The sequence below is a fragment of the Streptomyces sp. NPDC002566 genome (assembly GCF_042889585.1).
Classification (GTDB): domain Bacteria; phylum Actinomycetota; class Actinomycetes; order Streptomycetales; family Streptomycetaceae; genus Streptomyces.
In genome coordinates this window covers 576,702-589,578 of sequence record NZ_JBIARD010000001.1, presented here as the reverse complement: position 1 = coordinate 589,578, position 12,877 = coordinate 576,702, and the positions used below count along the sequence as shown (strand labels likewise).

Sequence of the window (12,877 nt, the reverse complement as noted above, 5' to 3'; positions counted from 1 at the left end):
CGAAGCGCGGGTCACCGCCTGGGTCACGGAGCCGTCAGCGGCTCGTACGCGTCCGGGCGGCGGTCGCGGTAGAACTGCCAGCGGTCGCGCACCTCGCGCAGCTTGGCCATGTCCAGGTCGCGGACGACGAGTTCGGGTTCCTTGTCGCTCGCCACCTCGCCCACGAACTGGGCCTCGGGGTCGACGAAGTAGGAGGTGCCGTAGAAGTCGTTGTCGCCGAGCTCCTCCACGCCGACCCGGTTGATCGCGCCGACGAAGTACTCGTTGGCGACGGCCGCCGCCGGCTGCTCCAGCTGCCAGAGGTAGGCGGACAGGCCGCGTGAGGTCGCCGACGGGTTGAAGACGATCTCGGCGCCCGCCAGGCCCAGGGCGCGCCAGCCCTCCGGGAAGTGGCGGTCGTAGCAGATGTAGACGCCGATCCTGCCGACGGCGGTGTCGAAGACGGGCCAGCCGGCGTTGCCGGGCTTGAAGTAGAACTTCTCCCAGAAGCCCTTGACCTGCGGGATGTGGTGCTTGCGGTACTTGCCGAGGTAGGTGCCGTCGGCGTCGATCACGGCCGCCGTGTTGTAGAGGACGCCGGGCTGCTCCTCCTCGTACATCGGCAGCACCAGGACGATGCCGTGTTCGCGGGCGAGCTCCTGGAAACGGCGCACGATCGGGCCGTCCGGGACGCGCTCGGCGTACTCGTAGAACGCGGGGTCCTGGACCTGGCAGAAGTACGGTCCGTAGAACAGTTCCTGGAAGCACAGGACCTTCGCACCCTGGGCGGCCGCGTCGCGCACCGCCTGCTCGTGCACCTGGATCATCGATTCCTTGTCGCCGGTCCACGCGGTCTGGAAGACGGCGGCACGGATCACTCGGCTCATCGGGACCTCCGGTCGCTCGGTGTGCTGGGGCGGACGCCGGCTCCGACGTCTGCCCCAGGAGCGTAGGAAGCGCGCATCCGGGCTTTGAGTTGCACCGTGTCACGTCTGCGGGTGTGCGGCGTGCCACCGTGTCACGTGTTCCTCGGTCCATGTTTCACAACCGTTTTCCCAGGTCGTCAGGGGTTTCAGGCTTGTTGCGCGTCATGCGCGAGGAGCGCGATGTGCACGGACGCCGCCTGTTCGAAGTCGTCGAGGTCCACACCGAGCCGGCTCTCTATCGCCTCCAGCCGGCGGTACAGCGCGGGCCGGGAGACATGGTGGAGCTGGGCGGTGCGGGACTTGTTGCGGCCGGTGGCCAGGTAGGTGCGCAGGACGGCGAGCAGGTCCTCGCCTGCCGCGCACAGCAGCCCGTCCAGCTCGCGTTCGGCGAAGGACTGCACATGCGGGTCGTCGCGCAACAGGCGTATGAGGCCCCGCAGATGGACGTCCCTCAGCCGGACGACGGCCGGGAGGTCGAGGGCGGCCGAGGAGCCGGCGACGGCGTCCGCGACGTGCCGGGCCTCGCGCAGGCCCGCGGGCACGTCGTCCCAGGCGGTCCGCGGGGAGGCCGCGGCGACGACGGTGCGGGGCTCCCCCGTCTCGGTGCGCAGCCGGGCGGCGAAGTGGGCGGCGAGCGCCTCGGCGTCCTGGTCGCGGGCGAGGCTGAGCAGGACGGCGGTGGCGTCGTCGGTGAGCTCGGCGACCAGGCCGGACAGGCCGAGCAGGCGCAGCAGCCTTTCGAGCCGGCCCGCGCCCGCGTCGCGGACGACGAGCGGGACGAAGGTGCGCCGGTTGACCGGCAGTCCGGCCGCGCGGGCGCGGGGCAGCAGTTGGCGGGCGGGTACGACGCCGGAGACCAGGTCGGTGAGGAGGCCCTGCGCGGACTGCTCCTCCCAGGTGTGGGCGGTGGCGCCGCCGAGCATGCGGTGCAGGACGAGGGCCTCGGCGGCCCGGTCGGCGAGCAGCCGTCCGCCGGCGGTGTCGCCGCGGTAGCCGCACAGCATGATCTGCCCCCACCGTTCGCCGCGCCCGCCGAGTTCGGCGCGGATCCAGCCGTCGCCCTCGGTGCCGCCGGCCTGGCGGGCGATGCGCTCCCAGTCGCGCAGTACGTCGTCGACCGCGGCCCGTTCTCCGGCGGTGGCGAGGACGCGGTGGGCGAGGTTGGTGACGACGACGGGGCAGCCGGTGTGGTGGGCGATCTCGTCGAGGAGGCTCTGCAGCGGGGCGCCGGCGGTGATGAGGCCTGTGAGGGCGGTGCGCACCGCCTCGGACAGGCTCACGGCGGCGAACTTGCTCCGCACGAGCCGGGACTGGACCTCTTCGGTGAGTTCGGCGAAGGGGAAGGGCCGGTGCAGGACGATCATCGGCAGCCCGCACCGCTCGGCGGCGCGGCGCATCGCGTCCGGGGTGGCCGGGAAGGCCCGTCCGAGGCCGAGGACGACGGCGGCGGCCTCGGCACGGTGCAGGGAGCGGACGTAGTCGGCCTGGGCGTCCTCGTCGCCGGCGAGCAGCACGCCGGTGGTGAGCACCATCTCTCCGCCGCTGAGCATCACGCCGACGTCGGCCGCCTCGGCGACGTGCACCCAGCGCACGGGGCGGTCGAGCTGGGCGGAGCCGGCCACCACCTCGGGCTCACCGGCCGACACCCGCTCCAAGGAGAGCACTTGACGGACCGTCAGTGCCGGCCGCAGGGGCTCGGGGGACTTCGGCGGCTCGAAGGGCTCCATGGGCCCCCGGTAGTCGAAGACGGTCGTCATGACGGTGTTCCCTTGCTCGTCCGCTCACTCACGTCGCCGTCACCGGGTGCTCCGGAGCGCGCCGTCGAGGATCGCGGCGCCCTCCTCGGCCTCGGCGACGGTCAGGGACAGCGGCGGCGCGACGCGCAGGGCGCTGGTGTCGTGTCCGCCGCCCTTGCCGACGAGCAGGCCGCCCGCGCGGGCCGCCGCCAGCACGGCCGCCGCCCGGTCCGGGTCGGCCCGGTCGGTGCCGGGCCTGGTCAGCTCGACGCCGATCATCAGCCCGCGCCCGCGCACCTCCCGTACGCCGGGGTCCTGGGCGGTGACGGCCCGCAGCCGTTCGATGAGCAGCCCGCCGACCCGCCGGGCGTTGCCCTGGAGGTCGTGCTCCAGCAGGTAGGAGAGGTTGGCGAGGCCGGCCGCCATGGTGACCTGGGTGCCGCCGAAGGTGGAGATGCTGTTGGCGTCCAGGCAGTTCATGATCTCGGCGCGGGCGACGACGCCGCCGATCGACATGCCGTTGCCGATGCCCTTGGCGAAGGTCACGATGTCCGGCGGGCCGTTGCTGCCGTGCGCCTGCCAGCCCCAGAAGTGCTCGCCGGTGCGGCCCCAGCCCGTCTGCACCTCGTCGGCGATCCACAGGGTCCCGTGGGCGTCCAGCACTTCGCGGAACGCCGCGTAGAGCCCGTCCGGAGGGGAGGTGAAGCCGCCGACCCCCTGGATCGGCTCGGCGATCAGTGCGGCGGGCGCGCGGGTGTGTCCGAGCAGGTCCCGCAGGTCCTCGACGCAGGCCGCGATGAAGTCGGCGTCGCCCAGGTCGGCGTACGGGCCGCGGGTGCGCACGCCGCCGTGGACGTACAGCGTCTGGAGCGGGGACAGGGAGGTCGGGGACCAGCCGCGGTTGCCGGTGATGCCGACCGCGCTGAAGGAGCGGCCGTGGTAGCTGTTGCGCATCGCCAGGACGGTGTTGCTGCGCCGGTACGTCGTCGCCAGCAGCAACGCGGTGTCGTTGGCCTCGGTGCCGGAGGTGGTGAAGAAGACGCGGGCGTCCGGGATGCCGCTCAACTGGGCGACCCGCTCGGCCAGTTCGACCATGGGGCGGTTGAGGTAGAGCGTGGAGGAGTGGATGATCCGTCCCGCCTGCTCGCTCACCGCCTTGGTCACCTCGGGCAGGGCGTGCGCGGTCATCGTCGTGAGGATGCCGCCGAAGAAGTCGAGGTACCGCCTCCCGTCGGCGTCCCAGACGTGACGGCCCTCGCCGTGCGTGATCTCCAGCGGGTCGTCGTAGTACAGGGCGAGCCAGTCCGGCATGACCCTGCGGTGGCGGTCGTACAGTTCGCCGCTCATGGCCGCACCAGCCCTTCGTAGGCGTCGGGACGGCGGTCGCGGTAGAAGGCCCACGTCTGCCGCACCTGCTCGACGAGGTCGAAGTCGAGGTCGCGGACGAGGAGTTCCTCGTCCCGGTCGCTGCCGACCTCGCCGACGAACTGGCCGCGCGGGTCGACGAAGTAGGACGTGCCGTAGAAGTCGTTGTCCCCGTACTCCTCCACGCCGACCCGGTTGATCGCGGCGACGAAGTACTCGTTGGCGACGGCCGCGGCGGGCTGTTCCAGCTGCCAGAGGTGGGAGGACAGGCCGCGGTGGGTGGCCGACGGGTTGTAGACCAGCTGGGCGCCGTTCAGGCCGAGCTGCCGCCAGCCCTCCGGGAAGTGGCGGTCGTAGCAGATGTAGACGCCGACCCTGCCGACGGCGGTGTCGAAGACGGGCCAGCCGACGTTGCCGGGTTTGAAGTAGTACTTCTCCCAGAAGCCCTTGACCTGCGGGATGTGGTGCTTGCGGTACTTGCCGAGGTAGGAGCCGTCGGCGTCGATCACGGCCGCGGTGTTGTAGTAGAAACCGGACTGCTCGATCTCGAAGACCGGGACGACGATCACCATTCCCGTCTCGCGGGCCAGCTCCCGCATACGGCTCACGGTCGGGCCGTCGGGGACCGGCTCGGCCCAGCGGTAGTGCTCCGGTTCCTGGACCTGGCAGAAGTAGGGGGCGTTGAAGACCTCCTGGAACCCGATGATCTTCGCGCCCTGCCGGGCCGCCTCGCGGGCATGCTCCTCGTGTTTCGCCACCATGGACTCGGTGTCGCCGGTCCAGGTGGCCTGGACCAGAGCGGCACGTACGACGTTGGCCATGAGCTGCTCCTTCGACGGGAACGTCAGAGCCTCTACACCCGTAGACGATGGCCGTAGAGGGACGAACGTAAGCCTCCGGGACAGGCTTGCCAAGACCATCGCCGTCAACCCGCGGTGTCGATCGCGTTTCACCCCTGTGGGCGAGCGGCGGGGCGTACGGCGTACAGGGCTGCGGGTGGGGCGCTGCCGGACGGGGCGCTGTCGCGGGGGCGGGCGGGACCGGGGCCCGGCCCGGTTCGGCACCCGCGTGGCCCGCCTTCTCTCGGCCTTCGGTCGGCTCACGGGGTGAAGCCGGCCGCCTTGAGGGCGTTCTTGACGTCGCGGCGGCGGTCCTTCGAGACGGCCCGGGCGGCCTCCATCAGCAGCGGGACGAGAAGGTGCGGCTCCGGTTCCGCGCCGCGGGCGACGTCCTCGGGGGTGCGGACCCGGACGAACGCGTCGAGCAGCGCCTGCGCCTCGCGGCGGCGCGACTGCGCCGTCAGCACGCTGACCGCCTTGCCGACCTCCTCGGCCGGCCGTACGACGCCCTGCCGCAGGACCTGCTCCCCGTCGGCCGCGCGCCCCGCCTCGGTCAGGGCGTCCGCCACGGCCACCAGCCGTTCGGCGGGCAGCGAGGCCGCCTCCCACAGCAGGGTCGCCCAGTCGGCGTTCAGCCCGGCGTACTCGAAGCCGGCCGCGAGCAGCGGGATGCGGGCCGCTGGGCCGTACGCCAGCTCCACGAGGAGCGCGTGCGCCTCACCGCTGCGGCCCTCGCCGCGCAGCCGCACGAGCCGCTCCACCACTTCGGCGTGCTCGGGGTGCCGCGGCCCCGTGTGGTCCGGCGCTTGCCCCTCCGGTGGCGCGTCGGCTGTGGCGGGCCTCGCCGGCGGCTCGGTCCCAGGGGGCTGGAGGGGCTCCCGCATCGGGTGCGCTTCGGCTGCGGCACCGGCGAAGCGGGCGCCCCGCGGGGTGCGGGGCGAGGGGATCCCGGTTCCGGTGCCGGTCTCGGGTACGGGCGTGGGCGCGGGGATCGGCGGCTCGGCCGTGGGCGGCACCACGACGGGAGCGGTGTCCTCTCCCTCGGTCATCCCGGCGAACCGGGCACTGCCCCGCCGGCGTCTGCGCTGCTTGGGGACGGGGACGGCGGCCTCGTCATGGGCGGGGGCGTAGGGGGCGTCGGCCGTCGGCGTCTCTTCGGCCCGGGCAGTCTCGGCGGGGCCGGGCCAGGTGCCGTAGCCCGCGTCGGGCGCGTGGCCCTGTCGGCCGTGGCCGGCCTCCTCCGCGGGGACGGTGGGGTGGTACCCGGCGGTGTGGTCGTACCCGGCGGGCTCCGTCGGCCGTGCGGAGGCTTCCGCGGGTCCCACGCTCGCACGCGGGCGGATCAGGCGGGACGGCCCCTGGTCCTGCGGGGCAGCCGTGCGGCGGTCCAGCTCGGCGAGGCGGTGGCTTAGTTCGGCGCAGCGGGCGGTGGCTCGTTCGTGGTCGTCCTGGGCCCAGGCCAGGTCGAGGCGGAGGCCGTCGACCTCCTCCTCGGTGCCGGCGGAGGCCAGTCGGCGGCTGATCTCGGCCTGCCGCTCGGCGGTGTGGCGCTGCTCGCGGAGCATGGCGTCGAGCCGGTCGCCGAGGGCGTCCCGGCCGCCGGGGCGGGCGTCGTGGGCGGCGACGGCGGCGGCGTGCAGCGGCCGCGCCTGTTCCGCGTCCCGGGCGGCCACGTCGGTGCCGTACTCGGCGGCGAGGTCCTGGAGCAGGGCCTCGACGACGTCCCAGGGCGGCACCTCGGCGCCTGCGAGGCAGGCCCGCATACCGTGCGGGTCGCGCTGCCAGAAGACGGCGCACCAGCCGGAGCCCTGGTCGAGGCGCGTCAGCAGACCGTCCAGGTAGTGCGCGAACTCCCGCATCTGCGACGGGAGCTGATCCCAAGCCATCGCTCGACTCCCGCCCGACCGGAGAACTCCGATCCGTAGAGAACACCAGTTGTGTTACAGCGGGGCTACGGTGACCTTTCGACACGGACGCGGCGGGCCTATTGCCCGATCTTGACCGAATGGCACGCCCTCGACGGCCTGAATCACATCACTGACGCGCGACCGCGGACGCCCGACCGCTCACCCCAGCGGCCCGACGCCCGCCAGTGCGCAGCGGTCGGCCAGCTCGTCCATCGACAGGCCGAGCGCCCGGGCGAGGGCGGAGACCGTGAAGAAGGCCGGGGTGGGGGCCCGGCCGGTCTCGATCTTGCGGAGGGTCTCGGCGGAGACGCCGGCGTTCGCGGCGACCTCGGCCATGCTCCGGTCGCCGCGGGCTTCACGGAGCAGTCTGCCGAGGCGCTCGCCGCGCTCGCGCTCTTCGGGGGTCAACGGGGTGCGCACCATGACGCCATTCTAATACCGGTATAGTAATTGGCATGGTGGAACTGAAGACGGACGCATCCATCGATGCCATGTACGAGACCGGCCAGGTCGTCGCCCGTGCTCTGACGGCCGTACGGGAGGCCGCGGCGGTCGGCGTCTCCCTCCTGGAGCTGGACGAGCTGGCGCACGGCGTGCTGCGTGAGGCGGGCGCGACCTCGCCCTTCCTCGGCTACCGGCCCTCCTTCGCGCCGACGCCCTTCCCGGCGGTGCTCTGCGCGTCCGTGAACGACGCGATCGTGCACGGCATCCCCACCGCCTACCGGCTGCGCGACGGCGACCTGGTCTCGATCGACTTCGGCGCCCAGCTGAACGGCTGGGCCGGCGACTCGGCGCTCAGCTTCACGGTGGGCACGGCGCGGCCGGCCGATCTGCGGCTGATCGAGACCGCCGAGCGCGCTCTCGCCGCCGGCATCGAGGCGGCCGTAGTCGGCAACCGCATCGGCGACATCGCGCACGCGATCGGCAGCGTGTGCCGGGCGGCCGGGTACGGGGTCCCGGCCGGCTTCGGCGGCCACGGGATCGGCCGCCGTATGCACGAGGATCCGCCCGTCCCCAACGAGGGGCGTCCCGGCCGGGGGCTGCGTCTGCGGCGGGGCATGGTCCTGGCGATCGAGCCCATGCTGATCGGCGGCGGGACCGACGGGTACCACGAGGCGTCCGACGGCTGGACCCTCAAGACGAACGACGGTTCGCGGGCGGCGCATGCGGAACACACGGTGGCTGTCACGGATGCGGGGCCTCGGGTTCTCACGGAGCGGGTGGCTGCGCCGGCTGTGCAGTGACGTGACCGTGCGGTCGGCTGGGGCGGTGCGGTTGTGGCTGTGCCGGGTGGTTTGCTGCGGCGCCGTTGTGGCTGGTCGCGCCGTTCCCCGCGCCCCTGGGCGGTGCTGCCGGGACGTTCCTGAGACGGCACCGGCGGTCGGGGTGCCGGTGGTCGGCTGTCCCGTCGTTGTGGCTGGTCGCGCAGTTCCTCGCGCCCCTTGGGGGTGTTGCCGGGGCGTTGCTGAGACGGCACCGGTGGTTGGTGGTGTTGCCGGGGCGTTGTCGGCTCGGGCGCCGTTACGACGTGCCGGGGGTTGTCGGGCGTGACAAGGTGGAGTCGGTGGTCTCAGCGGCTCCTCGGGTGTAGCGCCGCACGGCATGGGCACCCGTCCGCACCGGCAACCGCACGTCGATCGAACGGAACGCCATGACCAGCGGCTTCACCAGCCCGGAGGGCTACGGCGACCCCTTCGGTGAGTTCCTGGCCCGCTACTTCGGCGGGTCCCGCCCCGGCCCTCGCCAGATCAACATCGGTCAGCTCCTGAGCCAGCCCGCCAGGGAGCTGGTCCGCGGCGCGGCGCAGTACGCCGCCGAACACGGCAGCCGCGACCTGGACACCGAGCACCTTCTGCGCGCCGCTCTCTCCGCGGAGCCGACCCGTACGCTGCTCAGCCGGGCCGGCGCGGACCCCGACTCGCTCGCGACGGAGATAGACGAGCGCTCGGGCCCCGCCCAGCGCCCGCCGGGCGAGGTGCCGCCGCCGACCTCGCTGTCCCTCACCCCGGCCGCCAAACGCGCCCTGCTGGACGCGCACGACCTGGCCCGCTCGCGTGGCGCCGGGTACATCGGCCCGGAGCACGTGCTCAGCGCCCTCGCGGCGAACCCGGACTCCGCGGCCGGGCACATCCTGAACGCGGCCCGCTTCGCCCCGACGGCGGGCGGCCCCCGGCCCGAGCCGCCGGACGCCGCGCAGCCCCGCCCGGAGCGGCCGTGGCCCACCGAGACGCCCACCCTCGACAAGTACAGCCGCGACCTCACCGAGCTGGCCCGCGAGGGCCGCGTCGACCCGGTGATCGGGCGTGAGGAGGAGATCGAGCAGACCATCGAGGTGCTCTCCCGGCGCGGCAAGAACAACCCGGTGCTGATCGGGGACGCCGGCGTCGGCAAGACGGCCGTCGTGGAGGGCCTCGCGCAGCGCATCGCCGACGGCGACGTGCCGGACGTGCTCAGCGGCCGCCGTGTCGTCGCCCTGGACCTGCCCGGCGTGGTCGCCGGCACCCGCTACCGCGGTGACTTCGAGGAACGCCTCAACAACATCGTCGGCGAGATCCGCGCCCACTCCGACCAGCTGATCGTCTTCATCGACGAACTGCACACGGTCGTCGGCGCGGGCGGGGGCGGCGAGGGCGGCTCGATGGACGCCGGGAACATCCTCAAGCCGGCCCTGGCCCGCGGCGAGCTGCACATCGTCGGCGCGACGACGCTGGAGGAGTACCGGCGGATCGAGAAGGACGCGGCGCTGGCCCGGCGGTTCCAGCCGATCCTGGTGCCCGAGCCGTCGGTCGCCGACGCGATCGAGATCATGCGCGGCCTGCGGGACCGCTACGAGGCCCACCACCAGGTCCGCTACACCGACGAGGCGCTGACGGCGGCGGTGGAGCTGTCCGACCGGTACCTGACCGACCGGCGGTTGCCCGACAAGGCCATCGACCTGATCGACCAGGCCGGAGCGCGGGTGCGGCTCGGGGCACGCACCAAGGGCACCGACGTGCGCGCGATGGAGCGCGAGGTGGAGCAGCTGACCCGGGACAAGGACCAGGCGGTCGCCGACGAGCAGTACGAGCAGGCGACGCAACTGCGGGACCGTATCGTCGAGTTGAAGCAGCGGATCCTGGACGCCGCGCACAGCGGCGAGGTCGACGAGGGCCAGCACCTGGAGGTCACCGCCGAGGCGATCGCCGAGGTGGTGTCGCGGCAGACCGGGATCCCCGTGGCGAGCCTCACCCAGGAGGAGAAGGACCGGCTGCTCGGCCTGGAGGAGCACCTGCACGAGCGGGTCGTCGGCCAGGACGAGGCCGTACGGGTCGTCGCGGACGCGGTGCTGCGCTCGCGCGCGGGGCTGTCGAGCCCGGACCGGCCGATCGGCAGCTTCCTCTTCCTCGGCCCGACCGGCGTCGGCAAGACGGAGCTGGCGCGCGCGCTCGCGGAGCAGCTGTTCGGCAGCGAGGAGCGGATGGTCCGCCTGGACATGAGCGAGTACCAGGAGCGGCACACCGTGAGCCGGCTGGTGGGCGCCCCGCCCGGTTACGTCGGCCACGAGGAGGCCGGGCAGCTCACCGAGGCGGTGCGCAGGCACCCGTACTCGCTGCTGCTGCTCGACGAGGTGGAGAAGGCGCACCCCGACGTCTTCAACATCCTGCTCCAGGTCCTCGACGACGGCCGGCTCACCGACGCCCAGGGCCGCACGGTCGACTTCACCAACACGGTCATCGTGATGACGAGCAACCTGGGCTCGGAGGCGATCACCCGCGGCGGGGGCATCGGCTTCGGGCCGGGCGGCGCGGACGCCGACGAGGAGGCGCGGCAGGAGCGGATCCTGCGGCCGCTGCGTGAGCACTTCCGGCCCGAGTTCCTCAACCGCATCGACGAGATCGTCGTCTTCCGTCAGCTGACCGGCGAGCAACTGCGCCGGATCACCGACCTGTTGCTGGACGGCACCCGCCGGCTGCTGAACGCGCAGGACATCGCCGTCGAGTTCAGCGACGCGGCCGTCGACTGGCTGGCCGAACGCGGGTACCAGCCGGAGTACGGGGCCCGGCCGCTGCGCCGCACCATCCAGCGCGAGGTCGAAAACCGGCTGTCGCGGCTGCTGCTCGACGGGCAGGTCGAGGAGGGCGACCGGCTGACGGTGGAGGTCGAGGACGGGCGGCTCGCGTTCCGCACCGCGCCGCCCGTCCCCGCCGCGGAGCTATGACGCCGGGCGCACCACCTGCGCCGATCCGCCGCCCCGCCGTGTCTTCTCGGCGGCTGCCAGCCACTTGCCGTCGGGCAGCCGCTGGACGCCGGTGGCGGCGCCGATCTCGGGGTTGAGCCGGAAGGGGTGGCCGAGGGCCTCCAACTGCTTGGCCACGTCGCTTCCGTACAGTCCGGGTTCGAGTTCGGTCTGGGCGGCGTTGCGCTGGCTGGCGCGGGGCGCGGCGATGGCGTCCACGAGCGGCAGCTTCCGGTCGAGGAAGCCGGTGAGGGTCTGCAGCACGGTGGTGATGATGGTCGCGCCGCCGGGCGAGCCGAGCGCCACGACGGGCTTGCCGTGCCGGTCGAGGACGATCGTCGGCGAGATCGAGGAGCGCGGCCGCTTGCCCGGCCCCGGCAGGTTCGGGTCGTGCACGGCCGGGTTGGCCGGGGCGAAGGAGAAGTCGGTCAGCTCGTTGTTGAGGAGGAAGCCGCGGCCGGGGACGGTGATGCCGCTGCCGCCGGTCTGCTCGATGGTGAGCGTGTAGGCGACGACGTTGCCCCACTTGTCGGCCACCGTCAGGTGCGTGGTGTTCTCGCCCTCGTACGTGGTCGGCGCGGCCGTGCCGCCGGCGCCGCAGGGCGCGGGGTGGCGGGGGTCGCCGGGGGCGAGGGGGCTGGTGAGGACCGCGTCGTCCTTGATGAGGCAGCCGCGTGAGTCCGCGTACTTCTGCGAGAGCAGTTCCTTCGTCGGCACGTCCTCGAAGGCGGGGTCGCCGACCCAGCGTCCGCGGTCGGCGAAGGCGATGCGGCTGGCCTCGATGTAGCGGTGCAGGTACTGGGCCTGGGTCGCCTTGGACAGGTCGGTGCGCTCCAGGATGTTCAGCGCCTCGCCCACGGTGGTGCCGCCGGAGGAGGAGGGCGCGATGGAGTAGACGCCCAGACCGCGGTACGTCGTCCTGGTCGGCGCCTGGAGTCGGGTGCGGTAGCCGGCGAGGTCCTTCGCCGACAGCTTGCCCGGGCGGGCGTTCCAGCCCGAGGCCGGGTCGACGGGCGGGTGGTTGACGGTGTCGACGATGTCGTCGGCGATGTCGCCCCGGTAGAGCGCGCGGACCCCCTTCTTGCCCAACTCCTTGTAGGTGCGGGCGAGGTCGGGGTTCTTGAAGGTCGAGCCGACGGCGGGGAGCCGTCCGCCGGGCAGGAACAGCCGGGCGGTGTCCGGGAAGTAGCGGAAGCGGGTCTCGTTGGCTGCGGTCTGGCTGCGGAAGGTGTCGTCGACGGTGAAGCCGTCGCGGGCCAGCCGTTCGGCGGGCTTCAGCAGCGTGCCGAGCTTTCTGCTGCCCCACTTGTCGAGGGCGCTCGCCCAGGTGGCGGGCGTTCCCGGGGTGCCGACCGCGAGGCCGCTGCTGACGGCGTCGGTGAAGGGGATCGGTTTGCCGTTCTCCTGGAAGAGGTTCGCGTCGGCGGTCCGCGGGGCGGTCTCGCGTCCGTCGATGGTGCGCACGGTACGGGACTTGGCGTCGTAGTAGACGAAATAGCCGCCTCCGCCGATGCCTGCGGAGTAGGGCTCGGTGACGCCGAGGGCGGCGGCGGTGGCGACGGCCGCGTCGACGGCGTTGCCGCCGTTCCTCAGCACCTCGATGCCGGCCGCGGAGGCGTCGGCGTCGACGCTGGCCACCGCGCCGCCGTAGCCGACCGCGACCGGGGTCTTGGCAACGGCCGTTCTCGCGGCGGCGGGTGGGGCCGTGGCTCCCACCGAGACGACGGCGGCCGAAACCGCCAGGACCGACAGTTTCCGCGCGGCAGGGCGACGCATCCGTACCTCCAGTCCGGGAACGTCCGCGCAGCGTAACCAGATTCCAGCGGCCCCGACAGCCCGCCTCGGCACACTGTCATACGACTGCCACACCTCGAACACGGGTACGCCACGGGAACGTTCGCCCGCTAGC

General features: G+C 73.0%; 9 protein-coding genes. 2 read left to right on the top strand and 7 right to left on the bottom strand.

All coding sequences use genetic code 11. From position 1 onward, the window contains the following. Window positions 1-23: 23 nt before the first annotated feature. The 6 genes from ACFYXA_RS02490 to ACFYXA_RS02465 form a co-directional block, all read right to left on the bottom strand. Window positions 24-866, bottom strand: coding sequence for a nitrilase-related carbon-nitrogen hydrolase (locus tag ACFYXA_RS02490; protein ID WP_352249803.1), 843 nt, complete (start codon window positions 864-866; stop codon window positions 24-26). A 185-nt stretch (window positions 867-1,051) separates the two neighbouring features. Then, window positions 1,052-2,632 carry a PucR family transcriptional regulator gene (locus ACFYXA_RS02485; RefSeq protein WP_352249884.1) on the bottom strand — a complete coding sequence of 527 codons (1,581 nt, stop codon included), beginning with the start codon at window positions 2,630-2,632 and terminating at the stop codon, window positions 1,052-1,054. 69 nt (window positions 2,633-2,701) lie between these two features. Then, window positions 2,702-3,988 carry an aspartate aminotransferase family protein gene (locus ACFYXA_RS02480; RefSeq protein WP_389027586.1) on the bottom strand — a complete coding sequence of 429 codons (1,287 nt, stop codon included), beginning with the start codon at window positions 3,986-3,988 and terminating at the stop codon, window positions 2,702-2,704. Further along, entirely contained in the window at window positions 3,985-4,827 is an 843-nt protein-coding gene (locus ACFYXA_RS02475; protein WP_351335961.1) for a nitrilase-related carbon-nitrogen hydrolase, read from the bottom strand. Before ACFYXA_RS02475 ends, ACFYXA_RS02480 begins: the two co-directional genes overlap by 4 nt. Window positions 4,828-5,105: 278 nt before the next feature. Then, window positions 5,106-6,731 (bottom strand): hypothetical protein, encoded by a 1,626-nt coding sequence (locus tag ACFYXA_RS02470; protein WP_389027584.1) that lies wholly within the window; start codon window positions 6,729-6,731, stop codon window positions 5,106-5,108. A gap of 180 nt (window positions 6,732-6,911) precedes the next feature. After that, window positions 6,912-7,175: a helix-turn-helix domain-containing protein gene (locus ACFYXA_RS02465; protein ID WP_389027582.1), complete on the bottom strand. Its 264-nt coding sequence runs from the start codon at window positions 7,173-7,175 to the stop codon at window positions 6,912-6,914. A 32-nt stretch (window positions 7,176-7,207) separates the two neighbouring features. Between ACFYXA_RS02465 and map the strand changes: the two genes are divergently transcribed. Together map and ACFYXA_RS02455 are read left to right on the top strand one after the other, a co-directional pair. Continuing rightward, window positions 7,208-7,996, top strand: coding sequence for a type I methionyl aminopeptidase (gene map / locus ACFYXA_RS02460; RefSeq protein WP_389027580.1), 789 nt, complete (start codon window positions 7,208-7,210; stop codon window positions 7,994-7,996). 407 nt (window positions 7,997-8,403) lie between these two features. After that, the gene (locus ACFYXA_RS02455; protein ID WP_389027578.1) at window positions 8,404-10,950 is read left to right on the top strand and encodes an ATP-dependent Clp protease ATP-binding subunit; all 2,547 of its coding nucleotides are present in this window, start codon (window positions 8,404-8,406) and stop codon (window positions 10,948-10,950) included. Here the strand turns inward: ACFYXA_RS02455 and ggt are convergent. Continuing rightward, complete coding sequence (ggt, locus tag ACFYXA_RS02450) at window positions 10,945-12,744, bottom strand: gamma-glutamyltransferase (RefSeq protein ID WP_389027576.1); 1,800 nt, start codon at window positions 12,742-12,744, stop codon at window positions 10,945-10,947. The two genes, ACFYXA_RS02455 and ggt, sit on opposite strands and share 6 nt — an antisense overlap. Window positions 12,745-12,877: the final 133 nt, after the last annotated feature.